Source organism: Shewanella insulae (assembly GCF_009831655.1).
GTDB lineage: Bacteria > Pseudomonadota > Gammaproteobacteria > Enterobacterales > Shewanellaceae > Shewanella > Shewanella insulae.
In genome coordinates this window covers 73,111-97,376 of the sequence record NZ_WRPA01000006.1, presented here as the reverse complement: position 1 = coordinate 97,376, position 24,266 = coordinate 73,111, and the positions used below count along the sequence as shown (strand labels likewise).

Below are 24,266 nucleotides of genomic sequence, written 5' to 3'. Positions count from 1 at the left end.
GCGTTGATAAACAGGAAAAACGACAAGACAGATCGGCATGCTCGCCGACCTCACCTCATCTATTCATAACTTAACTTAATCGAATGGTAATTATCGAGAAATTCATCCGATCCCAGGTATTCAGGGCTCACGGGCAAGCCTCGCTGAACGAACACATCCAGACGCTCCTCCAGCTCATGACCCGCACGCAGTTCACCGGTATAGAAGGCTGCCGCACGCACAAAATCCAAGTAGGTGACATGATCGGGAAGATAAGGCAGATCGGCCCAACGTTCGACCACCTCCATCACCTCGGGAGAGAAATCCCAGCTCTTCAACACGGCACGCCCAAGCGGCCCTTGCATCTTTCTCACCAGCGCCCTGAGTTGATCGATACTGGTGAACAGATGAGGATTGGCCTCGGCCTCGGTCAATACGGGTAAGGCGCCGATGTTATGTACCAGGCTCGCCAGCGTCAGGGTGTCATAGTTAAGCCCGCAGCCCTTATGAGTCTTGGAATACTTAAGCAACAAGGCACAGGCCGCCGAGGTCACCTCGATAGAGGCGCGCCACACTTCGTCCATCACCTCCCACACCATCTCATTGGTGGAGATAAACAGCTGCTCCATGGCCACAGAGGTGGCTATCGCCTTGATCTGGGTCAGGCCGATACGAGTCACCGCCGCGTTGATGTTCTCTGCCTTGATGCCGCGGCTATACATGGCACTATTGGCCACCTTGATCATACGGGCCGAGATGGCGGCATCCTGCCCGATAATTTCGGCCACCTGTTTTGGACTGGAGTCGGGGCGGGAAACCACCTCCTGAACGCGCATTGCTACCTCGGGCAAAGTCGGCAAGATCAAAGCGTCTGCCTTTAACTTTTTAAGTAACCCCACCAGTAGTTGATGCTCGCTAGACATGCAAACTCCTTAATAAAACATATGCCCATATTGATATTGCCAAAGAGTATATCAGCACTCTTGCTAACCGTGATGGTAAAAATCGTCCATCCAGTTAAGAATTTGTGTAATTTTAGCTAAGTTTCAGATTATAGGTTATTAATTGGCTTAATTTTCTCCTAGATTAAGCCTTTTGACCTGTCCCATCTAACGCTGTCTATAAAATAAACAACTTCTAATTTGCATAAGGCTTGTCCCATTGAGTAAAATGCCCGCCCCAAGTTTGTTCGATACCTGTTAATTGAGAGAAATGATGTTTAAACCTGAGCTGCTGTCTCCTGCCGGGACCCTAAAGAATATGCGTTATGCCTTCGCATATGGCGCCGATGCGGTCTACGCGGGCCAACCGAGATATAGCCTGCGTGTCAGAAACAACGATTTCAAGATGGAAAACCTCGCAACGGGTATCCAAGAGGCCCACAGCCTGGGCAAGAAACTCTATGTCGTGAGCAATATTGCCCCCCACAACACTAAGCTCAAGACCTATATCAAAGATATGGAGCCTGTGGTGGCCATGCAGCCCGATGCGCTGATCATGTCAGACCCTGGTCTTATCATGATGGTGCGCGAAGCCTTCCCGGACCAGACGGTGCACCTGTCTGTGCAGGCCAATGCCATCAACTGGGCCTCGGTCAAGTTCTGGCAACAACAAGGCATCAAGCGTGTGATCCTCTCTCGCGAGCTGTCACTGGATGAGATCGAAGAGATCCGCCAGCGCTGCCCGGACATAGAGCTCGAGGTCTTCGTCCATGGCGCCCTTTGTATGGCCTACTCGGGCCGTTGTCTGCTCTCGGGCTACATCAACAAGCGTGACCCTAACCAGGGTACCTGCACCAACGCCTGCCGCTGGAAGTACGATGCCCATGAGGCGGTGCAGACAGAGACCGGCGACATAGTGGCGGTTAACCCTGAGGTGCAGATGCACAACCCAACTCTGGGCGAAGGCGCGCCGAGCAACGAGGTGGTTCTGCTACAAGAGGCGGGACGTCCGGGCGAATATATGCCGGCCTTCGAAGACGAACACGGCACCTATATCATGAACTCCAAGGACCTGCGCGCCATCCAGCACGTCGAGCGTCTGACCAAGATGGGCGTAGATTCGCTGAAAATTGAAGGCCGTACCAAGTCCTTCTACTATGTGGCCCGTACCGCCCAGCTATACCGTCAGGCGATCGAAGATGCTGCGGCTGGCCGCGAGTTTAACCCCGCGCTCATGTATCAGCTCGAAGGGCTGGCACACCGAGGTTACACCGAGGGCTTCCTGCGTCGTCACGTACACGACGAGTACCAGAACTATGACTACGGCTACTCCATCAGCGATACCCAGCAGTTTGTCGGCGAGTTTACCGGCAAGCGCAACGCCAAGGGGATGGCCGAGATCGACGTGAAGAACAAGTTCTCCGTGGGCGACAGCGTCGAGCTGATGACCCCTCAGGGCAACATCAACCTGACCATAGAACACCTGGAAAACCGCAAAGGCGAGAGCGTCGAGGCTGGGCTAGGTTCGGGGCACTTCGTTTATCTGCCGGTACCGGCCGAGGTCGAGGTTGAGCGCGCCATTTTGATGCGTAACCTCACCGGCGATCAGAGCACTCGTCAGCCGCATCCTTAAGGCTCGCTTCTGGCGACTCACCTTAAAAACAGCATCTAAACAGCCCGAGCAACTCGGGCTGTTTTTATTCCCACCAGAGAAAAACCTACTAAAACTGCGCTAAACGCCTTACGCGACATGCTTAGCTGTGGCGGATTTAGCAAACACCACCACAACAACACAGGCACAACATTTTATCTACAAATTGGTAGCGGATTCATCATTAGCTGTTACACTAAAACAGAACTCTATCTTGATGAAATACAAGGTATAAAAAGATGACAACTGCCAACACTTATCTTAAATATCTGCTACCAGCCTTAATGTTAGGACCCCTGATTCCCCAAGATGCCCTTGGCAAGAGTGAGATCCTCCAAGGTCAGTCCGGCACCGTCTCAGAGGTGGGTGACGTGGTGCAGATCGCCCTACCCGCCGCAGGCCTAATCGGCGCCCTCTGGATAGGCGATACCGAAGGCGCATGGCAGGTCACAAAAGGGGTCGCCACCACGGCAGCCATTACCCACACGCTGAAGTTCGGCTACGAGCGCCTACGCCCAGATGGCTCAGAAGCCAACTCCTTCCCCTCGGGCCATACCTCCGCGGCCTTCTCGGGCGCCGCCTTCATTCATCACAGATACGGTAACGCCTACGGCATTCCCGCCTATGCCGCGGCAGCCTTCGTGGGCGGCAGTCGCATCTGGGCCAACCGCCACTATATGGACGATGTGCTGGCGGGTGGTTCCATCGCCGTGATGACCAGCCTCTATTTTACCGATCCCTATGCTCAAACCGATCTGGTGATCGCCCCGAGCCTGGGGGAAGATCATATCGGCCTGGCGCTGAGCTACACACCAGGACTGGCTGGCAGCAAGGGCCCACGGGCCGAGCGTGTAAATAGCGATGATTGGGGACGGCAAAACAAGCCACTCGACAGCAGCTATACCCTGATGATTGGTGGCTTCGATACCGACAGTAACTATATTCGTGACAAACAGGAAGCCGGTTTCGATCTCAACGGCTTTAGTAAGTCCTACGAGCCCAACACCTACGCCTCGGCACAGGTCAAATGGGGGCTGGACAACCATCAATATCTGGCCTTTGAGTTCACCCCTATGGAGGCCAGAGACACCAGTGTACTCAACCAGGATATCGGCTTTAACGGCAAACGCTATGCCGCAGGCAGCGAGATCATCGCCGCCTATCGTAGCTGGAATCTCTCCGCTGACTATAGGTTTAACCTGCTGCCCAAGGGCGACTGGATTGCCAACGTCGGCGCAGGTCTTAGCCTGGTGGATCAATGGATCCGCCTCGACAACATAGATGGCGATAACCTGGGGGAGTTTAACGATTTCTTTATCGTCCCTGCGGCCGTGGTGGAACTAGGCTATCGCTTTACCCATGAGTTTCAGGCCACCCTGGGATACCGAATTGCCGGGTTATCTGAGTATGACTCCAATAACCTCTGGGGCGATATAAGCTATCAGATCAATGAGCGCTGGGCAGCCTCGCTCTTCTATGGCCAGCTCAAACAAACCTCGGATACCGACGAATATTATAACGACGCCACCTTTAATTATGGCGGCTTTAGCGTCACCTATAATTTCTAACCTTGATGCTCATTCTACAGGCTGGCTCCTTTGGGGCCAGTCGCACCTCGCCCCCGCCTCACCTTTTCCTATAATTTATCATACGCCCCTTGAGCGCTAGGCGAACGCTGGGCCTGTGCTATAATGCCGCCCCATCAGAGGCCAACATGGCCACTGAACCTGATAGCAATAACGCCGCCAAGGCATCGACAAGTTTTATAGAAGGCAAGACGACTAGATGGCATTACTGATCGACGACAGCTGTATCAACTGTGACATGTGTGAACCTGAGTGTCCCAACCAGGCGATCACCATGGGGGAGGAGATCTATGAAATAGCTCCAAACCTGTGCACCGAATGTGTCGGCCACTACGACAAGCCTACCTGCGTCTCCGTCTGCCCCATCGACTGTATCGATCCCGATCCTGCCCATGTGGAATCCCAGGATGAGCTACTGGTCAAGTATCACCTGATCACCGGCAAGCCTATCGATTAAGCCGTGATTGACGATAACTGTTACCGGCTAGCTGTCATCAAATGAGCAAATAAAAAGCGAAGCCTAAGCTTCGCTTTTTATTTAGCTAGTATCTCGTTTAAGAGAACTCATATTCAAAGGCTCTATACTCAAAGGCTTTAGATTCAAAGCATTTAGACTCAAAGCCTTTAAACTCAGGCCATTCAGGCCCAGGGCATATTCGCTTGGCGCTGTAGCTGGGTCAGCATGTCGGCCGCCTGAGTGATGCTCTGACGCATAAACACAGGCATGGTATCGAACTCGATACTCAGCAGCAGGTTTTTCACCTCTAGACCCAACTCGGTGTCCCCCTCAATCGCCAGACGACGCTGGAAAAACAGGGTATCAGGGTCTTCCTTACCGGCGGCAATCAACAGCAGCGCCTGACTGCAACCGCTAAAGCTCACCTCAGCCTCGCCGTTTTCGCGAACGATGAGGCGCTCATCAAAGCTGACCTCGAAGCTTAACTCGAGATCGGTCACAGTTATCTTCACCCAGCGAGCCTGCAAAAAATCCAATTCGCCATCTTGGATCTGCTCCGCCATCAGCAGATTTAAGATGCGCTCGATTAGCTGAGCCTTAATAGAAAAAGGCACAAAGTTTAATGGCTTAGCTATGACCTTGGGGCCATATTGCAATAGATGTTTGGCCATGTTTGCCAACACTCTTCGCTGCATGACTGACGTTCTCCTACCAAATTTGGGGACCGAAATCGTGACTTCGATCAATGTTTAGTCAGGTTCCCGACAACCGCTGTCGAGAGTGATAAGGAAATCAATTTTAACCAGATTTTATGATCACAAACCTGTTTTACATCAAGAATTGTTCAGCCATTCCCTTTTACACTTCACACTTTTTAAGGGAGAACAGCACATGGAACTTCTCTGTCCGGCGGGTAACCTCGCCTCCCTCAAGGTCGCCTTAAACGCCGGTGCCGACGCCGTCTACCTTGGGTTGAAAAACGATACCAACGCCCGCTCCTTCGCCGGGCTAAACTTTACGCCGGAAAAATTAGCCCAGGCGGCCAAGCTCACCCAGCAGGCGGGTAAGAAGATTTTTCTGACTATCAACACCTTTCCCAAACCCGGTGAGGAACAACGCTGGTACCAGGCGATCGATCTGGCGGCCGACACTGGGGTCGATGCGCTGATCATGGCCGACCTCTCCCTGCTGGACTATGCCCACAGCCGCTATCCTCATCTGCCGCTGCATCTATCGGTGCAGGCCAGCGCCACTAACCTGGGCGCCCTCAGCCTCTACAAGCAGGAATTCAATATCGACCGCGTGGTTCTGCCGCGGGTGCTGTCGATGAAGCAGGTCAGAGACCTCTCCAAGGTGACTCCAGTGGATCTTGAGGTATTCGCCTTCGGTAGCCTCTGCATCATGGCCGAGGGACGCTGTCACCTATCCTCCTATGTGACCGGCCAGTCCCCCAACACAGGCGGCTCCTGTTCACCGGCCAAGCATGTACGCTGGCAAGATGTAGGCGACAACCAGCAGACACGACTCAACGATGTATTGATCGACCAGTCAGGCAAGGATGAGCAGATGGGCTATCCCGTGGTCTGTAAGGGGCGCTACACCACAAGCGACAGCCAGGAGGCCTCGCACCTGCTGGAATCCCCCACCAGCCTCAACACCCTCAGCCTGCTGCCGGAGCTCGCCAAGGCCCGTGTGGTGTCTCTCAAGATCGAGGGGCGTCAGCGCAGCCCGGCCTATGTAGAGCAGGTGACCCGGGTCTGGCGTCAGGCGATCGACACCTACCTGAACGACCCAGCGGCCTACACCACCCAGGCCCAGTGGGATCAGGCCCTGGCCAAGGTCTCCGAGGGGCAGGTCACCACACTTGGCGCCTACGAGCGCACCTGGCAGTAACAGCAAAGCAATAAAGACAAAAGGATAACAAGATGAAAACCTCATTAGGACCGATTCAATATTGCTGGCCCAAAGAGAAGGTGGTCGAATTTTATGAGGCCGTGGCCCAGAGCAACGTTCCCCTGGTCTATCTGGGCGAGACCGTCTGCAGTCGCCGCCGGGAGCTCAAGTTTAGCGACTACCTCGCCCTCGCGCGCATGCTGAAGGCCGCAGGCAAGGAGGTGGTGCTCTCCACCCTGGCGCTTATCGAGGCGCAGTCGGAATTTCTTGAACTCAAGAAGCAGGTGGAGAATGGCGAATTTACCATAGAGGCCAACGATGTCGGCGCCATCTATCTGGCCAAGGAGCAAGGGATCCCCTTCGTCTGTGGGCCCAGCATCAACAGCTATAACGCGGCGACCCTGAAGAAGTTTGCCAGTTGGGGCATGCAACGTTTCGTCATGCCGTTGGAGTTATCAAAGACTTGGCTTACCCAGGTGCTTGAAGATCTCACCCCGCGCCAGGTCGAGGTCGAAGTATTCGGCCATGGCTACATGCCGCTGGCCCATTCGGCTCGCTGTTTTACCGCCCGCCACAAGGGACTCACCAAGGATAAGTGCCAAACCATCTGCATCGAAAATCCCGAGGGTCTATTGGTGCAGACTCAGGAAGATCAGCCACTGCTGCGCCTAAACGGCATCCAGACACAGTCGGCCAACTATATGGATCTGTGCGACCAGCAAACCCAGATGCAGGCCCTGGGGGTCGACTATTTCCGCATCTCCCCATCGTCCCTGGCGTCTATCGCCCTGGCCGATGAATTGCCGGCTAAGTCCGCCAGCCACGACAGACAGTGCAATGGCTACTGGCATCAGCTTCCCGGCCTGACGCTAAGCTAGGCCTGGGGCCAGACCTGGGGCCAGAAAAGATTCAGCCTGGACAGACTTAAGATTGAGCGAGTCGAGCTCCCTCTCGCTGGGTCCACACCAGCGAGAGCAACCAGCCCATAAAGCTAAACACGGCCGCCCACTCCATGATCACGGGGCAGCGAAACTCTGGTCTCGGCTCCACCATCACGAGATCATGATAAAACCAGGTGCCGCTGGCCACTACGCCGTCGTCCGTATGGGCCATCAGGATGAAGGTCAGCAACAGACCCAGCGTCAATCCTGTGAGCAGCAGGCTGCCATGCGGGGCAAATCGCTTGGGTCTGTCCCTTCCTCTTAACAGATAGATGAGATAGGCCGCCACGCTCATCGCCGCGAAATAGAAGTAGTACTCTATGCCTAAGATATGCAGGTGATAGACGTTAACCGGAAACAGGCCCACACAAGCCAGCGCCAGCAGCGACAATACCAATATTAAGAAACTGGTTAACACCCAGGGATCATCGCTGTTTTGCAAGGCAAACAGGGCAAACAGGGCCAGGCTGAGGCTGCCGAAGAAGAGGCCGCCATTGAAGATAACCGCCAGCTCAGAATGGCCGTACTGACCCAGCTCACTCAGGGAAAAGTTATAGAAGCTAAAGCCCTGGCCACTGTAATCGCTGAAGCCTAAGCTAGCCGCCACCAGGCCGATAAGATGTCCTACGAGTCCAAGCAAGCCAAACCTAAATGCTAATTTAGACAGTTTCTGCTCTTTTGAAGTCATAGGCCCTTTATCGTTTAACACTTCCATCGGTTAACCATATATGGAATCAGAAATTTATGCCGAGGTCTAGCGCATGTTTCTGACATGGACTGAATAAAATCTCAACAATCACCACCAAGTCCGCAATCCTCCTAAAAAGTGACATCAAATTGGGTTAGACCCACGCCAAGGCAACACACAAGCAACAGTTGCACAACACTGTTTCCAAAAGAGTTTAACCATATTTTACCTAGCATAGCTCAAGACAAATTAGGTACAATATAAATAGTCATAAAGTGCTAATAACTATGCTGCGACGGTGAAACGACTCATCACGCATTATAATCGTTTTACATCACTGGACTTAGGGGGTAACCTTCCCCGCTTATCTCATGAATGGATATTCAGAGTGTATTGATTAACGGATCTATAAGTAGATGGCTGCCCGCATTTGGGAAGCAAAGAATAAAGGCTAAATAAAGTGGCTGAAAAACAAACCCATAACATAAAAACAGTGCTGACGTTTCTGGTCCCTTCCATTATCGGACTGTTACTCTTCATGACCCCCATTAGCTATCAAGATGCCATCACGATCCCCATCGCAATCGTATCTAAGGGGCTGCAAAATCTATTGGGTGACAGCATTGTCGCCATCGTCACCGCCATTGTGGTGATCACCGCAGTGAGTACCCTGATTTGCAAGCTGGCTAAGCCGGCGATACTCGACCGCTATCCCTTCTTTCGTGCCCTGCTCGATGTCAGCCCCATGTGGACCCTGATACGCATTCTGGGGGCCATCTTCATCGTGCTGACCTTTACCGGCACTGGGCCTGAGGCGATTCACTCGGGGAATACCGGCGCACTGGTACTCAACGACCTGCTGCCGGTGCTATTTTGTGTGTTTATCTTTGCCGGCATGTTGCTGCCACTGCTACTCAACTTTGGCCTGCTTGAACTCTTTGGCACCCTGCTGACCAAGATCATGCGCCCCGTGTTCAACCTCCCCGGGCGCAGCGCCATCGACTGTATGGCCTCCTGGTTGGGTGACGGCAGCGTCGGTATCTTGATGACCAGCAAGCAGTACGAGTCACGTTTCTATACTCAGAGAGAAGCGGCTGTGATTGGTACCACCTTCTCCGCGGTCTCCATCACCTTCTCGCTGGTGGTGATCTCACAGGTCAAGCTAGAGCACCTGTTTGTGCCCTTCTACCTGACCGTCTGTCTCGCCGGCGTCATCGCGGCCATAGTCGTGCCTAAGCTTCCCCCACTCTCTTGGAAGAAAGATCACTACATAGACGAGACCCCCCGTCACCCTGACGATGAGGTGATCCCTCAGGGCAAGGGCGTGTTCGCATGGGGACTGGAACTGGCGCTAGAGAAGGCTGGCAAGGCCGACGGCATTAGCCACACCCTGAAAGATGGCCTGAAGAATGTCATCGACATGATCTTTGGTGTCATTCCCGTGGTAATGGCCATAGGCACGGTCGCCCTGATGATCGCCGAGTACACGCCTATCTTTAATTACCTGGGCATGCCCTTTATTCCACTACTTGAGCTGCTGCAGGTACCGGAAGCCACAGAGGCCTCTAAGACAATAGTGGTGGGCTTTGCCGATATGTTCATCCCCTCGATCCTGGCCAGCTCTATCGAGTCTGACATGACCCGCTTCATCATCGCCGCCATGTCGGTGACTCAGCTGATCTACATGAGCGAAGTCGGTGCCCTGCTGATCGGCAGCAAGATCCCGGTCAACATTGCCGAGCTGTTTGTCGTCTTTATCCTGAGAACCCTGGTCACCCTGCCGGTGATCGCCGGTGTCGCTCACCTGATCTTCTAAACCCGCGTCACCAGACCAAAACAGGGCAGCTCAAGCTGCCCTTTATTTTGCCCGCAATGGCACATTATCTTATTCATTCAACTCGCAATTTCCCCAAACAGTTCTAAACTTAAACACTCGAGAAGTCGCTCATTGTGCCAAGCGTTTTGCCCGGCATTTCATCCGTAAAATCACCCCTGGCAAGGATGAGCGCCAAACAGCCCCCTAGATCACAAGGGCCAAGTTATGATTTTCAAACACACAGCAACAGGGCGAACCTAGATGAGAGCCATCATCCTCGCACTCCTGTTGTTAGTGAGCCAGCACGGCATAGCCTTGAGCTACCAGCCACAATTTGATTCATTCGGCGCCAAGGAAGGACTGTCGATGAACACTGTCACAGATATCGTCAACGACAAAGATGGCCATCTGTGGATCGCCACCCAGGCAGGGCTCAATCGTTATGACGGTAAGCGTTTTAAGATCTTCGACACCCAAGACGATGGGCTCGGTCCCTCGGCCAAATATATCAAGAAGCTACACTTCAGCCGTAACACCCTTTGGCTGATCACCCGCAACGAAGGGATCAACCGTTATCATGCCGACACCGGCATCTTCGAGCCATTTAATGCCAACAATAGCCCGCTGCCAGACGACATAGTCGATCTGGATGAAGACCCTCAGGGCAACCTATGGATAGCTACCGCCGACAACCAACTGCTCCACTTCTCGCCCGCCAGCAACAAGCTGTTGGCCACCCTGGACAGTGGCAACACGCCGGGCCTTCCCGGCGGACGCATCAACACTCTCTATCGCGACCGACAAGACAGGCTCTGGATAGGCACACTCAATGGGCTCGCCAGCCTCAAACAGACAAACGACGAGATTAGCGTGACCCCATACGCCCAAGCCTGGCTTCGCGGCGTGACCGCCATCGAGGCGGGAAAGAGCAATACCCTTTGGGTCGGCACCCATACCCGGGGACTGTTTCTACTGGATATCATCAACGATCAGGCCAAGGCGATCGCCGCCGTCCCCGCCAGCGCCGCCTTCTCCATCGCCGACCTCAAACGGGATAAGTTCGGCAGCCTATGGATAGGCTTTCGCGCCCAGGGACTGGCAAGATACGAACCCAGCAGCGACGCACTACACAGGCTCAACGCCTCCGCCGAAAACCGTTACAGCATCAACAGCCCCGTCATCACATCCTTGTGGATAGACAACGAGCAGCAACTGTGGATTGGCAGCAAGGGGGGCGGTCTGAGCAAGACCTTTCTCGACGCCCAATATTTCGGTCATATTCATGGTTTTAGCTTCAGCGACAACAACCTACTCAACGTGGACATTCGCAGCCTGTTGGAGGACAGCCAGGGCAAGCTCTGGGTCGGCACCGCCAGCGGCGTCTATTTAGGACAGAAGAACCCTAGGGGGGAACTCGACGGCTTCATCCCCTTCCATCCACAGAATCCTAGCCTGAGTCAGGCCTTCGTTAGCTTCATCAAGGAGGATGCTATCGGCCAACTCTGGATAGGCACCCGGGGGAATGGCCTCTTTATCTATACAAGGGACAAGCAGAGTTACATCCATTACCGCGCCGATGCCAAGAGCCCCAATAGCCTGCCCAGCAACCAGCTCTACTCCCTCTACTTCGACAGTCAGGGAACCCCCTGGATCACCAGCAGCGAAGGGGGATTAGCCAAATACACGGGCATAGAGACAGGCTTTATTAGCGTACCGCTCCCCATCAAGACGATCACAGATATGCTGCAAGACGGCGATGGTAATTACTGGCTTACCTCCTCCAGTGACGGCCTGCTCAGACTCACGCCCAGCGGCGAGATCACTCATTTTGCCAGCCACACGCCCCATGCCCTGCCCAAGCAACATCTCTTCTCCATAGTCACCGGTGACGACCACACCCTGTGGATCGCCAGCAACGAAGGGCTAGTGCATTTCAATACCCAAGATTTTAGCAGTCGACTGTTCACCACCGCCGATGGCCTGATCGACAACACCATCTATCTACTGTTTGCCGATCAGCGCCGTCATCTGTGGCTCGGCACCACTAAAGGACTGACTCAGCTCGATCCTGATACTCTCAAGACCACCAATTACACCGACATCGACGGCATACAAGATAACGAGTTTAACTTCGGCGCCGCGGCGCTGGGGCGGCACAACACCCTGTATCTGGGGGGTGTCAACGGCTTTAACCACTTTAACCCGGCGCAGCTCCCCAGGCGTCAGCCACCTACCCTACCTGTGATCACCGAACTCTTTGTGTTGGGCCAAGCCCAGGTCTTACCCGATATGAAGCAGGGTACGCCTCGACTGCCGCCAGCCCTGTCACTGCCCCATACGGCCGACATCTTCTCGCTGCATTACCACAGCCCGGATCTGCACAATGCAACCCGGCTCAGCTACCAATACCGCCTGATAGGGCTCAACGATACCTGGATAGCCGGCTCACCTGAGCAGGTCGCCTACTTTACCGGCCTCGCCCCGGGCAACTACCTGTTCGAGATCCGCGCCAAAGATATCAATCGACAGTACAGTCCCGTCAGGCGCCTCAAGATCATGCTGGAGCCCGCTCCCTGGCAGTCACCCTTCGCCTACACCTTCTACTTCACCCTGACCCTGATGCTGGTGAGTTTAATTTTTTACCGCAAGTGGTCCCAGTATCAGCAGCAGGCCGCCCTGCTGCACGAGGTGGCCGAGAGCGAGCAGCGCCTGCAGCTGGCGCTGTGGGGCAGTGGCGATGAATTTTGGGACTGGAACATCCCCCAGGGCAAGGCCACCCGAACCAACACCTTCCTCAAGTATCCCGAGCAGGAAGAGGAGCTTAAGAAGACCATCGCCGCCTGCGTCCACCCCGACGATATCGCCAGGGTGTCCCGGATCGCCAAGGAGTGTCTCAACGACCAGATAGACAAATTCGACCTCACCTATCGTGGCATGGCACCCGACGGCAATTGGCTCTGGGTACTCAACCGTGGTCAGGTAGTCGAGCGCGATGAAGTGGGCAGGGTGGTGCGTATCGCTGGCACCATCAAGAATATTCAGCAACAAAAAGAAACCGAACACGCCCTGCGCGAACTCAATCAGCGCCTCGAGCAGCGCGTCAAAGAGCGTACCCTGGAGCTGCAACAGCGTAACGATGAGCTGAAACACACCCTGGACGAGCTGGAACATACCCAGGGCGAGCTAATGGACAAGGAGAAGATGGCGGCGCTGGGCGGCCTGGTGGCCAGTATCACCCACGAGGTCAACACCCCCATAGGCATCAGCGTCACCGCCGCCTCGCACCTGCAGGAGAGTGTCAAACACTTCGACCAGCTCTATCGCCGCGGGGAGATCACCGAGGAAGACTTCGAGGAATACCAAACCGAGGTGGCCGAATGCTGCCGCCTGGTCCTGGCCAACCTGGAACGCGCCTCTAAGCTGATCGCCAGCTTCAAGCAGGTCTCAGTGGATCAGTCCCACGAAGATGTGCGGGAGTTCGACCTACATACCTATCTGGATGAGATCTTCATCTCGCTAAACCCCATGCTGTCGCGTACGCCCCACGAGTATAGCTATCAATGTCCGGAGAAACTGGTCATCAAGAGTACCCCGGGCGCCTTCTATCAGATCGTCAGTAACCTGTTTAATAACTCGGTGATCCACGCCTATCCAGATGGCAAGTCTGGCAAGCTTAGCCTGGAGGTGACCCGCGGCGACCAGGGTATCTGCATCACCTACCGGGATGACGGCTGCGGCATGTCCCAGGAGATTCAGGCCCAGGTGTTCCAGCCCTTCTTCACCACCAAGCGCGGTAAGGGTGGCAGTGGCCTGGGAATGAACATAGTCTCCAACATAGTCACCCAGGTACTAAAGGGAGATATCAGCATAGACTCCCAGGAGGGGCGCGGCAGCACCTTCACCATACATCTACCCGACAGCCTTATCGTCCAATAGGCGTCACCTGGCTGCAATAATTTGTTCATCCCTTAGTCAAACTCCCCGCTTACTCTGGCGCTATGGATAGGGTGTCTCCATCACAGGCACCATCCCTTACACAGCGAGCAGACCCCATGCAAAAGATGATTTTCACCGTAGACGATGTGGTTGCCAACAACCTGCCCAAGCTCAATCAGAGCCCCTGGCTGGCGACCCCCACTAAGGCGCTGCTGCGCTATTTCCTGATGGAAAAAGAGTGCCATGCCATCACCCAGGAATTCGATTACCTGGAGGGGGTAGACTTTATCGAGCAGGTACTGGCCAGCTTCAACTTCACCTATAGCGTACCCAGCACAGAGGTGGAAAATATCCCCAGCGAGGGCCGGGTGGTGATCTACGCCAACCACCCTATCGGCTCACTGGACGCCCTGGCGATGATCAAGCTTATCAGCAAGGTGCGCCCCGACATCAAGGTGGTGGCCAACGAGCTGCTGATGGCCCTAGAGCCGCTGCACTCCATCCTGCTGCCGGTGCGTAACATGACGGGCGGCACCCCAAAACAGCATCTGGAGAAGATCCACCAGCACCTCAAGAGCGAAGGTGCCGTACTGATCTTCCCCTCCGGCGAAGTTTCGCGCCTGCGCCCCAACGGTGTGAGGGATCTGCACTGGCACAGCGGCTTTCTGAAGATCGCCAAGGCCTGTCAGGCGCCGCTACTTCCCTTGTTTGCCGATGCCAAGAACTCGGCCACCTTCTATGGTGCCTCGATGATCTACAAACCCCTGGCCAGCCTGTTGCTGGTGAAGGAGATGTTCAAGCAGGCCAAGCGCACCATGCCATTGCGCATAGGTCAGCTGCTCCCCAAGGAGGTGGTGGCCAGCAGCGACTTCCCGCTCAAGACCCAGGTGAAGCTGCTCAAGAATCACCTCTACCGCATCGGCAAGAACCGCAGCCCCCTGTTTAAGACCCAAAACGCCATCGCCCACCCAGAGTCGCGCAGCGATCTGATCGAGGCCCTGTCCCAGTGCGAGCTACTGGGCCAGACCCACGATGAGAAACTCATCTATCTCTATCGCCACAAGCAGAGCAATCCCATCATGCGTGAGATAGGCAGGCTACGGGAAATCGCCTTTCGCGCCGTGGGTGAAGGCAGCGGCAAGCGCCGCGACACAGACAAGTACGACGCCGACTACCTGCATCTGGTACTCTGGGATCACAAGGCGCTGGAGATCGTCGGCGCCTACCGTTTCGCCAGCGCCAAGAGCCTCTACCAGGATGAGCGCAAGGGCCTCTACAGCCAGTCGCTGTTTCAGTACCGCGACGAGTTCGCCCCCTACTTCGAGCTGGGGCTGGAGCTGGGGCGCAGCTTCGTACAGCCTAAGTATTGGGGCAAGCGCAGCCTGGATTACCTCTGGTTCGGCATAGGCGCCTTCCTCGCCAAACATCCAGAGTATCGTTACCTGTTCGGTCCCGTCTCCATCAGCGACGCCCTGCCTGAACAGGCCAAGGCAATGTTGGTCTACTTCTACCAGACCCACTTTTGCCCTGTGCAGGAGCTGGCCCACGCCAACAGCCGCTACAGCTTCACCCCAGAGCAGCACGAACAGCTCGATGCCCTCTTCCCCGGCGAGGACTATCAGGCGGAATTTAAGTTGCTCAAACAGGCGCTGGCTAGTATGGGCGCGGCCGTGCCCGCCCTCTATAAACAGTATGGCGAGCTGTGCGACGGTTTAGGGGTGAGTTTCCTCGACTTTGGCATAGACGCCGAGTTTGGCGACTGCATCGATGGGCTGGTGCTGGTGGACACCCACAGACTCAAGGCCAAGAAGCGCGCCCGCTACATCGACTGCCACCTGCCAGAGCTCAACACCGGCGGCGAAGACAGCCCGTTGAAATAGCACTAACAAATGCTATTTCAAACAAGAAAAAAGACGCCCTAGGGCGTCTTTTTTCATTACGAGGATTGACGGCACAATGAGGCGATCAATTGCCGTCAATCCAAGCCTCCCGAGCTTGACGAACTAGTCATGAAAGCGCATCAGCAAGGCGCGATAGATACGATAGAGGCGCACTATCTGCGCCAGCTCCACCCGCTCGTTGACCTGGTGTATGGTGCGATTGGGGAGGCCCAGCTCGATCACCTGAGTCTGGGTTGATGACAGGAAGCGTCCGTCTGAGGTCCCCCCCGAGGTGGAGAGGCGCGGAAAGCTGGCGGTAACCTCGAAGATCGCCGCTTCCACCTGGGCGATCAGACTCTGCTGGTCATTTTCCTGGGTATGATAGGGCTGACAGCCGCGCTCCCAGCGCAGGCTGATGGCCCCCTCACCCAGGGCCAACTCGTCAAGACAGGTCTTGATCCGCGCCATCATCTCCGCCTCGCTGTAGCGATAGCTGTAGCGGATGTTGAAACAGATCTCGCAGCTTCCAGGGACGATATTGTCGGTAAACTCTCCGGAATCCACATGGGTCACCTGCAGACTGGTGCCGGGAAAGTCGTCGCTGCCCTCGTCCCAGCTTAGGGCTTCAAGCGCCTGCATTACCCGGGCCGCCATGTGCAGGGCGTTGACTGCGTTCTTGGGATAGGCCACATGTCCCTGCTTGCCCTTGAGCTGCAGCCTGGCCGAGATAGCGCCGCGACGGCCTATCTTAATCACATCCCCCGCCTGCCTATCGGCGGTCGGCTCGGCTACCACACAATACCTGGGCAGACGAGCCTGAGCCTTGAGGCGCTCGACCAGGGCGCGGGTACCATATTCCGCCTCGCCCTCTTCGTCGCTGGTGACGATAAACTGCCAGTTGACCTTTGGAAGGCCGTGGCAGGCAATATGGTCCTCTACCGCCGCCAACATCACAGCCAGGCCAGATTTCATGTCCACCGCGCCGCGGCCAATCAACATGTCATCCACTAAGGTGGCGGCAAACGGCGGCGTCTGCCAGCGGCTCAGATCACCCGGCGGCACCACATCCGTATGCCCCGCCAGCGCCAACTGCGCTGGGCGCTCATCGAATGACGCCAGCAGGTTGCTCACCCCCTGATCCTGATAGTGGCTGACTGCGAAGCCCATGGCAACAAGCTTGGCCCCCAGCCACTGCTGGCATCCGGCGTCTTCCGGAGTAATAGAGGGGCGTCGCATCAGCTCGCGGCAGTAGCGTACCGCCTTGTGTTGACTGAGATCTGCTTGCCTGAAAGCTGAGTAAGAAAGTTCTGACTGGCTGGCCAATGGCATAGGTTTCATCTAATTGCCCTGATGCGGAGATAAACCCTGTCATTAAAAGGCAAGCCCATGACATTTATGTGAAATTTAGATGGTCATTTGTTGAACATTCATTTATCTGTTATAACTGGAAACAGGGTGAACATTCACCAAAGTCACTGAGAACCTTACAAAACTCAGTCAACCTCCCCCTAAGTCTCAGGAGTCTGCCATGGCAACACGGGTATCGGAGATCATGAGCACCAGGGTCGTCACCATAGAGATGGACGACAGGCTTACCATAGTCAAAGAGATCTTTGACAGCGCCCCCTTTCATCATCTGCTGGTGATCGAGAACGACAGCTTGCAAGGCGTACTATCCGAACGCGACTATCTGCGCACCCTCAGCCCCCATATCGGCAGCATAGGCGAGACCGAGCGTGATAGCGACACCCTGCAGCGCCGCGCCCATCAGGTAATGAGCCGGGATCCCATCACCATAGCCCCCGAGGCCGACATCAAGACAGCCGGGCAACTCATGCTGGCCCACGACATCGGCTGCCTGCCCGTGATGGCATTTAGCAAGATAGTGGGCATCATCACCTGGAAAGATCTGCTAGGTGCCTTCTGCCATGATGAAGCCCCCGAGCAGGAATAGTATTTGCCTGTGGTGACATATCTTACTCTACCGCCTTAAACCACAAACCCAGGTCAAAAGACCTGGGTTTGTGTTATCTGAGGTGCCGCTAAAGTTATATAGCGGACCAAGGCAAACTAGATGGCCCAGCCGCCCATGTAGAAGACCACCAGACCGATAGTGATGGCTAATACACCGGGTTTCAGGGCGCGCCACTCACCGCTGGCCAGACGACCAACCACTAGGGTCACAAAGCCCAGCATGATGCCGGTAACGATATTACAGCTGAGGATGATAAACACCGCGCAAGTTAGCCCCGCCATGGCATCGACCTTGTCGTCGAAGTTCAGCTTGGTCACGTTGCTCAGCATCAAGAGGCCCACATACATGAGCGCCGGCGCCGTGGCGTAGGCCGGCACCAGGTAGCTAAGCGGCGCCAGGAATACCATCAGCAGGAAGAGCACGCCGACGATTGTCGCCGTCAGGCCCGTCTTACCACCGGCCGCGGTACCCGCCGCCGACTCGATGTACACGGCCGCCGGCGCGCCGCCCACGGCGCCTGCGAAGATGCTGCTCATGGAATCTGAGGTCAGCGCCTTACCGCCGCCAACGATATTGTCTTTCTCATCCAAAAGTTCGGCCTGACCGGCCACGGCGCGAATGGTACCTGTGGCATCGAAGATCGCCGTCATCACCAGCGCCAGCACAATAGGCAGCACCACAGGGTTGAGGGCGCCCATGATATCCAGCTGACCGATAAGCGACTTATCTGACATCAAATCAGGCAGGGCGAATAAGCCTTGGTAGGTCACGCTCGGGTCGAATGCCAGGCCAAATACCGACAGGGCGATGATCACCAGCAGAATGCCGCCGGGTACGCCGCGGCGCTCCAGGCCTATGGTGGCCGCCAGGCCAATCACTGTTGCGATGACAGGCAGGCTATGAATATCGCCAAGCTTCACCGGCAGGCCAGAGTCGTTGGCGACGATCAGATGCACACTATTGGTGGCGATCAGCAGCAGGAACAGGCCTATGCCTATGCCGGTACCGTGAGCGATCCCCTTAGGCAGGTTGGTCAGTACCCACTGACGCACGCCGGTGACACTCACCAGGGTGAAGACCACGCCCATGAGGAAGATGGCCCCCAGAGTCACGGGAATCGAGATCCCCTGGCCCAGCACCATGCTAAAGGCGGTGAAGGCGGTCAGTGAGATGGCGCAGCCAATCGCCATCGGTAGATTAGCCCACAGCCCCATCAGCAGCGAGCCGAAGGAGGCAATCAGACAGGTGGCCACGAAGACGGCGCCGGGATCGAAACCGGCGGCGCCCAGCATGTTTGGCACCACGATCACCGAATAAACCATGGCGAGGAAGGTTGTTAAGCCGGCAATCACCTCTTGGCGCAGCGTGCTGCCGCGAGCGGTGATGGCAAAATAACGGTCAAGCAGGGAGCTTGCAGGTACAGCGGGTGCAGCGAGAGTCTGTTCAGACTTCATAGTAGTTACCTTTTTTGATCTCTTAATTTGGAAGGCTGTGGCAAGTTAGAGCCCCACGACAGATGTCTGTGGGTGAGAGATCCACTGAGTACTTATTGGTGTACCTTACGTGACCTGCAGATCGGTAACCGAGGAGATACCGACCTTTTAAGGTAAGCAAACACTTACCCATAACACAGCCTTTGTTGGCGGCGCATTCTACAGCAAAGACTGTGACATAAACTAGAGCAAGCTAACAATTCGCCAAACTTTTGTTCAACTTTCGCGCGAAGGCCTTTTTAGCCTGAGATACCGCGACAACCATGGGACATCCACTCAAGAGAAAACTCAGTTAACTCATTCAATATCAGCCAGTTATAAATAAATTCTTCGCCATCAAGTCGTCAGGCTCAGTTTTATTCATATTTTTTCATAACTTGTCACCCTTGGTTCATGCCAGGCAGCACCCCCATTCACATCCCTCCTCTACCATGCAGCCATGGACAAAGATCAACTAAGAGAGTCTGTCATGCCATCACAGCCAATAAGCGAAACACGAGATCAGGATAAATCCAAAGAGCTCAAAGCCCTCGGCTTCATCATAGTGCTGCTCTTCCCGATGCTGACCGTCACAGGCATCAGCGCCTATGGCTTCATCATCTGGATGATCCAGGCCTTCGGCGGCGTCGTCGCCCATTAACCCCATTACCAACTTGAGAAAGGATGTTGCTATGAAGTGGTTTATCACCCTTTGGCGTACCCTCAACAAACCCGCCAAAAACCTCACCCTTGGCGCCATTAGCCTGTCAGCCTTCCTGATGGGCATCATCTTCTGGGGTGGCTTCAACACCGCCCTGGAGGCGACCAACACAGAAGCCTTCTGCATCAGCTGCCACAGCATGGAGAGTAAGCCCTACCAGGAGCTGCAAAGCACAGTGCATTGGTCGAATCACTCAGGCGTGCGGGCCACCTGCCCCGACTGTCACGTGCCCCACAACTGGAGCCGTAAGATAGGCCGTAAGATAGAGGCGTCACATGACATGTGGGGCTGGCTGCTACAAACCGTCAACACCGAAGAGAAGTTCGAGGCCAAACGTCTGGAGATGGCGAGCCGCGAGTGGAAACGATTCGATCGCGACAACTCACTCGCCTGTAAGAACTGCCACAACTATGACTCGATGAAGTGGGACGAGATGTCAAAGCTGGCCCAGAAGCAGATGAAGCGCGCCGCCGAGTTAGATCAAAGCTGCATCGACTGCCACAAGGGTATCGCCCACAAGCTACCTGACATGGGTACCTCACGCGCCCCAGAGCTTATCGCCCAGGTGGGGTCGGGCGAGAGCAGCTTAACTGTCGGCGAAAGCTACTTCAGCGCTCTGACCAAGCCGCTGTTCTTCAACGAAAAGACTGACGTCGAGGCGGGCACACTCAACATCGCCACTAAGGTGAAGGTGCTCGAGGTCAAGGGTCAACGCGCCAAGGTAGGTATCGACGGCTGGCGCAAGAAGATAGGCGCAGGCCGGGTGATCTACTTCGATTTCGGCATGAACATCCTCTCGGCCCAGCTCTCTAAAGATGCCGCCCTGGAGCCTGGTGTCATGGAAGTGTTCGAAGAGCAGCAAGACCCGCTCACCGGCCTGACCTGGCAGCGCGTCGAGGCGCAGATCTGGGTGGATGGCGACTATCTGGTGAAAGATCTGCAGCCACTGTGGGATTACGCCCGCGACACCTATTCCAGCAGCTGTAGCGTCTGTCATACCCAGCCCGATGAGGCGCATTTCGACGCCAACACCTGGCCCGGCATGTTTCAGGGAATGATCGCCTTCGTCAACATGGATCAGGACACCCAGGCACTGGTACAGAAATACCTGCAAGAACATTCATCGACTTTTGCCACCTCAGCGCACTAACAGGATAGCATCATGAACAGAAGAGATTTTCTAAAAGGCCTCGCCGCCAGCTCCTATGTCACCCTAAGCGGCTCATCGCTGTTGGCGCCGCTCAACGCCCTGGCCAGCGCAGGGACAGATGAAGTGTGGAAAACTACCGGCTCCCACTTCGGCGCCTTTAAGATGACTCGCAAGAACGGCGTCATCGATAAGGTGATCCCCTTCGACCTGGATAAATACCCCACCGATATGATCAATGGGGTCAAGGGCCTGGTCTATAACCCATCCCGCGTGCGCTACCCTATGGTGCGCCTCGACTTCCTGCTTAAGGGGCACAAGAGCAACACCCAAGAGCGCGGCGACTACCGTTTCGTGCGCGTCACCTGGGACAAGGCGCTGTCGCTGTTTAAGGACTCACTCGATGAGATCCAGACCAAGTATGGCCCCTCTGGGCTGCATGCAGGCCAAACCGGCTGGCGCGCCACGGGTCAGCTGCACTCCTCCACCAGCCACATGCAGCGCGCGGTAGGAATGCACGGTAACTTCGTCAAGAAGGTCGGCGACTACTCCACCGGCGCCGGTCAGACGATTCTGCCCTACGTGCTCGGCTCGACCGAGGTCTACGCCCAGGGCACCTCCTGGCCGCTGATCCTCGAGCACAGCAACACCATCATCCTCTGGTCGAACGACCCCTACAAGAACCTGCAGGTGGGCTGGAACGCCGAGACCCACGAGTCGTACGCCTATCTGGCGCTGCTCAAGGAGAAGGTGGCCCAAGGTAAGATCAGGGTGATCAGCATAGATCCCGTGGTCACCAAGACCCAGAAGTACCTTGGCTGTGAACAGCTCTACATCAACCCACAGACAGACGTGGCCCTGATGCTGGGTATCGCCCACGAGATGGTGACCCAAGAGCTACACGACAAGGCCTTCATCGACGGCTACAGCCTGGGCTTCGACGAGTTCCTGCCATACCTCATGGGTGAGAAAGATGGCATCGCCAAGACGCCTGAGTGGGCCAGCAAGATCACCGGCGTCAGCGTCGAGATCATCAAAGATCTGGCCAAGGTGATGACTAAGGGCCGCACCCAACTCATGATGGGCTGGTGTATTCAGCGCCAGCAACACGGCGAGCAGCCATACTGGATGGCGGCTGTACTGGCCACCATGATAGGCCAAATCGGCCTGCCCGGCGGCGGCATCAGCTACGGCCACCACTACTCCAGCATAGGCGTACCTTCGTCGGGTGCGGCGGCGCCTGGCGCCTTCCCGCGTAACCTGGATGAGGGCCAAAAGCCTCTGTTTGACAGCAGTGACTTCAAGGGCGCCAGCAGCACTATCCCTGTTGCGCGCTGGATAGATGCCATCTTGGAGCCGGGCAAGACGATAGATGCCAACGGCAGCAAGGTCACCTACCCCGACATCAAGATGATGGTGTTCTCGGGCAACAACCCCTGGAACCATCACCAGGACAGAAACAAGATGAAGCGCGCCTTCCACAAGCTGGAATGTGTGGTCACCGTAGACGTGAACTGGACCGCCACCTGCCGCTTCTCAGACATAGTGCTGCCGGCCTGTACCACCTTCGAGCGCAACGACATCGACGTGTACGGCAGCTATGCCAACCGCGGCGTCCTGGCGATGCAGAAGATGGTCGAACCTCTGTACGAGAGCCTGTCGGACTTTGAGATCTTCACCCGCTTCGCGGCGCTCATGGGTAAAGAGAAGCAATATACTCGCGGCCTGACCGAGATGGATTGGCTGAGAAAGCTCTACGACGAATGTAAGGCCGCCAACGCCGGTAAGTTCGAGATGCCTGACTTCGACACCTTCTGGCAGCAAGGTTATGTGCACTTCGGTGAAGGCCAGCCCTGGACACGTCACAGCGATTTTAGAGAGGATCCCGAGATCAACCCGCTGGGCACGCCGTCAGGCCTTATCGAGATCTTTAGCCGTAAGATCGCCCAGTTCAACTACGACGATTGTCCTGGCCACCCCACCTGGATGGAGAAGAGCGAGCGCAGCCACGGCGGCCCCGGCTCAGACAAGTACCCCATCTGGATGCAGTCATGCCACCCGGATCAACGTCTGCACTCGCAGATGTGTGAATCCCAGGAGTACCGTGAGACCTATACCGTACAGGGGCGTGAGCCTGTCTACCTCAACCCCCTGGATGCCAAGGCTCGCGGCATCAAGGATGGCGATCTGGTGCGCGTGTTCAACGACAGGGGGCAGCTACTGGCGGGCGCACGGGTATCGAACCGCTTCCCTCAAGGAGTCCTTCGAATCCACGAAGGAGCCTGGTATGGCCCTGTGGGCAAGGATGGCAGCAAGCAAGGCGGCAACGAGATAGGCGCCCTGTGTAGCTACGGCGATCCCAACACCCTGACTCAGGATATCGGCAGTTCCAAGCTGGCACAGGCCTGCGCCGCTTACACCTGCCTGGTGGAGTTTGAGAAGTTCAGCGGCAAGGTGCCTGAAGTCAGCGCCTTTAGCGGTCCCATAGAGATCGGCCGCTAATAGGGCCGGGTCAAAGGAGAAACAAGATGAACCAAACATCGATTAACCAAACAGCGCAAAACCAGGCGCGAGCCAGGGTCTACCGCCTGCTGTCGGATCTGTTTGCCAAAGAGATAGATCATCAGCGCCTGACCTGCCTGCAAAGCAGCGAGGCGCAGGCCTTCTTTGACCTGCTCGCCACCGATCCCGAGCTGGCACCTGAGGTTAACACCCTGCAGGAGGTACTGGCAGGCCTCAATGATGAGCCCGCCCTGCTCAACCTTGCCGCCGACTATTGCGGCCTGTTTCTGGTGGGCGGCAAGCAGAGCGCCAATCCCTATGCCAGCCTCTATCTGACGCCTAAGGAAGACGAGGAGCAGCCTTTGCTCTTCGGCGACCAGCATCAGGAAATGATGGCGCTGCTTATGCAGAGTCAGCTACAGGTGCAGAGCGACTTTCCCGAGCCCGCCGATCATATTGCGGTGATCTTGGCCTATGTCGCCCAGCAGGCCACTCGCCTGGGCGATAAAGACCAACAGGCCTTTATCGCCCAGTACCTGGATGCCTGGTTACCCGAGTTTGCCATGCGGGTGAGTGACAGAGACAGCGGCCGCTTCTATCAGGCCCTCGCCAGGCTTACCCAAACCTGGGTACGCCAGGACTGTGAGGTGCTCTCGGCCTAACCCTGATATTAACTTTAAC

At 55.8% G+C, this 24,266-nt stretch carries 18 protein-coding genes; 13 read left to right on the top strand and 5 right to left on the bottom strand.

The features are described from left to right. Positions 1–59: 59 nt before the first annotated feature. On the bottom strand, positions 60–902 hold the full coding sequence (locus GNT65_RS08535; protein ID WP_160795255.1) for an HDOD domain-containing protein: 843 nt from the start codon (positions 900–902) through the stop codon (positions 60–62). Between the two features lie 292 nt (positions 903–1,194). Between GNT65_RS08535 and trhP the strand changes: the two genes are divergently transcribed. The 3 genes from trhP (at position 1,195) to GNT65_RS08520 (ending at position 4,614) form a co-directional block, all read left to right on the top strand. Continuing rightward, a complete protein-coding gene (gene trhP / locus GNT65_RS08530; protein WP_160795464.1) occupies positions 1,195–2,553 on the top strand; it encodes a prephenate-dependent tRNA uridine(34) hydroxylase TrhP in 1,359 nt (452 codons plus the stop codon). Between the two features lie 302 nt (positions 2,554–2,855). Beyond that, a complete protein-coding gene (locus GNT65_RS08525; RefSeq protein WP_244952134.1) occupies positions 2,856–4,139 on the top strand; it encodes a phosphatase PAP2 family protein in 1,284 nt (427 codons plus the stop codon). Positions 4,140–4,356: 217 nt separating this feature from the next. Beyond that, positions 4,357–4,614 (top strand): YfhL family 4Fe-4S dicluster ferredoxin, encoded by a 258-nt coding sequence (locus tag GNT65_RS08520; protein ID WP_160795251.1) that lies wholly within the window; start codon positions 4,357–4,359, stop codon positions 4,612–4,614. Between the two features lie 182 nt (positions 4,615–4,796). Here GNT65_RS08520 and ubiT read toward each other — a convergent pair whose 3' ends face one another. After that, complete coding sequence (ubiT, locus tag GNT65_RS08515; protein WP_160795249.1) at positions 4,797–5,309, bottom strand: ubiquinone anaerobic biosynthesis accessory factor UbiT; 513 nt, start codon at positions 5,307–5,309, stop codon at positions 4,797–4,799. Between the two features lie 196 nt (positions 5,310–5,505). On the opposite strand from ubiT, the gene ubiU reads away from it, so the two are divergent. Beyond that, positions 5,506–6,507, top strand: a complete 1,002-nt coding sequence (gene ubiU, locus GNT65_RS08510; protein ID WP_160795247.1) for a ubiquinone anaerobic biosynthesis protein UbiU — start codon at positions 5,506–5,508, stop codon at positions 6,505–6,507. Between the two features lie 32 nt (positions 6,508–6,539). After that, a complete protein-coding gene (locus GNT65_RS08505; RefSeq protein ID WP_160795245.1) occupies positions 6,540–7,385 on the top strand; it encodes a U32 family peptidase in 846 nt (281 codons plus the stop codon). 46 nt (positions 7,386–7,431) lie between these two features. Here the strand turns inward: GNT65_RS08505 and GNT65_RS08500 are convergent, their stop codons facing one another. Continuing rightward, entirely contained in the window at positions 7,432–8,088 is a 657-nt protein-coding gene (locus GNT65_RS08500; protein WP_160795243.1) for a hypothetical protein, read from the bottom strand. A gap of 508 nt (positions 8,089–8,596) precedes the next feature. On the opposite strand from GNT65_RS08500, the gene GNT65_RS08495 reads away from it, so the two are divergent. From GNT65_RS08495 to olsF, 3 genes are all read left to right on the top strand, one after another. Next, positions 8,597–9,952 carry a YjiH family protein gene (locus tag GNT65_RS08495; RefSeq protein WP_160795241.1) on the top strand — a complete coding sequence of 452 codons (1,356 nt, stop codon included), beginning with the start codon at positions 8,597–8,599 and terminating at the stop codon, positions 9,950–9,952. A gap of 261 nt (positions 9,953–10,213) precedes the next feature. Next, a complete protein-coding gene (locus GNT65_RS08490) occupies positions 10,214–13,888 on the top strand; it encodes a two-component regulator propeller domain-containing protein (RefSeq protein ID WP_160795239.1) in 3,675 nt (1,224 codons plus the stop codon). A gap of 125 nt (positions 13,889–14,013) precedes the next feature. Beyond that, positions 14,014–15,768 (top strand): bifunctional ornithine lipid synthase OlsF, encoded by a 1,755-nt coding sequence (gene olsF, locus GNT65_RS08485; RefSeq protein ID WP_476748635.1) that lies wholly within the window; start codon positions 14,014–14,016, stop codon positions 15,766–15,768. A gap of 123 nt (positions 15,769–15,891) precedes the next feature. Here the strand turns inward: olsF and dapE are convergent, their stop codons facing one another. Continuing rightward, positions 15,892–17,106 carry a succinyl-diaminopimelate desuccinylase gene (gene dapE, locus GNT65_RS08480; protein ID WP_160795235.1) on the bottom strand — a complete coding sequence of 405 codons (1,215 nt, stop codon included), beginning with the start codon at positions 17,104–17,106 and terminating at the stop codon, positions 15,892–15,894. Between the two features lie 190 nt (positions 17,107–17,296). On the opposite strand from dapE, the gene GNT65_RS08475 reads away from it, so the two are divergent. Then, positions 17,297–17,722, top strand: a complete 426-nt coding sequence (locus GNT65_RS08475) for a CBS domain-containing protein (RefSeq protein ID WP_160795233.1) — start codon at positions 17,297–17,299, stop codon at positions 17,720–17,722. A 116-nt stretch (positions 17,723–17,838) separates the two neighbouring features. On the opposite strand, the gene GNT65_RS08470 is transcribed toward GNT65_RS08475, so the two are convergent. Beyond that, positions 17,839–19,197, bottom strand: coding sequence for an NCS2 family permease (locus GNT65_RS08470; RefSeq protein ID WP_160795231.1), 1,359 nt, complete (start codon positions 19,195–19,197; stop codon positions 17,839–17,841). A gap of 508 nt (positions 19,198–19,705) precedes the next feature. Here GNT65_RS08470 and torE point away from each other — a divergent pair. Genes torE through torD form a run of 4 tightly spaced genes read left to right on the top strand, consistent with a single transcriptional unit; the run spans position 19,706 to position 24,247 of the window. After that, positions 19,706–19,876, top strand: coding sequence for a trimethylamine N-oxide reductase system protein TorE (gene torE / locus GNT65_RS08465; protein ID WP_160795229.1), 171 nt, complete (start codon positions 19,706–19,708; stop codon positions 19,874–19,876). Positions 19,877–19,907: 31 nt separating this feature from the next. Next, on the top strand, positions 19,908–21,086 hold the full coding sequence (gene torC, locus GNT65_RS08460) for a pentaheme c-type cytochrome TorC (RefSeq protein ID WP_160795227.1): 1,179 nt from the start codon (positions 19,908–19,910) through the stop codon (positions 21,084–21,086). A 12-nt stretch (positions 21,087–21,098) separates the two neighbouring features. After that, entirely contained in the window at positions 21,099–23,585 is a 2,487-nt protein-coding gene (gene torA, locus GNT65_RS08455; RefSeq protein ID WP_160795225.1) for a trimethylamine-N-oxide reductase TorA, read from the top strand. 26 nt (positions 23,586–23,611) lie between these two features. Then, the gene (gene torD, locus GNT65_RS08450; protein WP_160795223.1) at positions 23,612–24,247 is read left to right on the top strand and encodes a molecular chaperone TorD; all 636 of its coding nucleotides are present in this window, start codon (positions 23,612–23,614) and stop codon (positions 24,245–24,247) included. The last annotated feature ends 19 nt before the right edge of the window (positions 24,248–24,266 follow it).

What these genes read in the sequence shown, in the direction of transcription:
- GNT65_RS08535 (WP_160795255.1), bottom strand. Translation starts at nt 902, where the DNA reads ATGTCTAGCGAGCATCAACTACTGGTGGGGTTACTTAAAAAGTTAAAG.
- trhP (WP_160795464.1), top strand. Translation starts at nt 1,195, where the DNA reads ATGTTTAAACCTGAGCTGCTGTCTCCTGCCGGGACCCTAAAGAATATG.
- GNT65_RS08525 (WP_244952134.1), top strand. Translation starts at nt 2,856, where the DNA reads ATGTTAGGACCCCTGATTCCCCAAGATGCCCTTGGCAAGAGTGAGATC.
- GNT65_RS08520 (WP_160795251.1), top strand. Translation starts at nt 4,357, where the DNA reads ATGGCATTACTGATCGACGACAGCTGTATCAACTGTGACATGTGTGAA.
- ubiT (WP_160795249.1), bottom strand. Translation starts at nt 5,309, where the DNA reads ATGCAGCGAAGAGTGTTGGCAAACATGGCCAAACATCTATTGCAATAT.
- ubiU (WP_160795247.1), top strand. Translation starts at nt 5,506, where the DNA reads ATGGAACTTCTCTGTCCGGCGGGTAACCTCGCCTCCCTCAAGGTCGCC.
- GNT65_RS08505 (WP_160795245.1), top strand. Translation starts at nt 6,540, where the DNA reads ATGAAAACCTCATTAGGACCGATTCAATATTGCTGGCCCAAAGAGAAG.
- GNT65_RS08490 (WP_160795239.1), top strand. Translation starts at nt 10,214, where the DNA reads ATGAGAGCCATCATCCTCGCACTCCTGTTGTTAGTGAGCCAGCACGGC.
- olsF (WP_476748635.1), top strand. Translation starts at nt 14,014, where the DNA reads ATGATTTTCACCGTAGACGATGTGGTTGCCAACAACCTGCCCAAGCTC.
- dapE (WP_160795235.1), bottom strand. Translation starts at nt 17,106, where the DNA reads ATGAAACCTATGCCATTGGCCAGCCAGTCAGAACTTTCTTACTCAGCT.
- GNT65_RS08475 (WP_160795233.1), top strand. Translation starts at nt 17,297, where the DNA reads ATGGCAACACGGGTATCGGAGATCATGAGCACCAGGGTCGTCACCATA.
- GNT65_RS08470 (WP_160795231.1), bottom strand. Translation starts at nt 19,197, where the DNA reads ATGAAGTCTGAACAGACTCTCGCTGCACCCGCTGTACCTGCAAGCTCC.
- torE (WP_160795229.1), top strand. Translation starts at nt 19,706, where the DNA reads ATGCCATCACAGCCAATAAGCGAAACACGAGATCAGGATAAATCCAAA.
- torC (WP_160795227.1), top strand. Translation starts at nt 19,908, where the DNA reads ATGAAGTGGTTTATCACCCTTTGGCGTACCCTCAACAAACCCGCCAAA.
- torA (WP_160795225.1), top strand. Translation starts at nt 21,099, where the DNA reads ATGAACAGAAGAGATTTTCTAAAAGGCCTCGCCGCCAGCTCCTATGTC.
- torD (WP_160795223.1), top strand. Translation starts at nt 23,612, where the DNA reads ATGAACCAAACATCGATTAACCAAACAGCGCAAAACCAGGCGCGAGCC.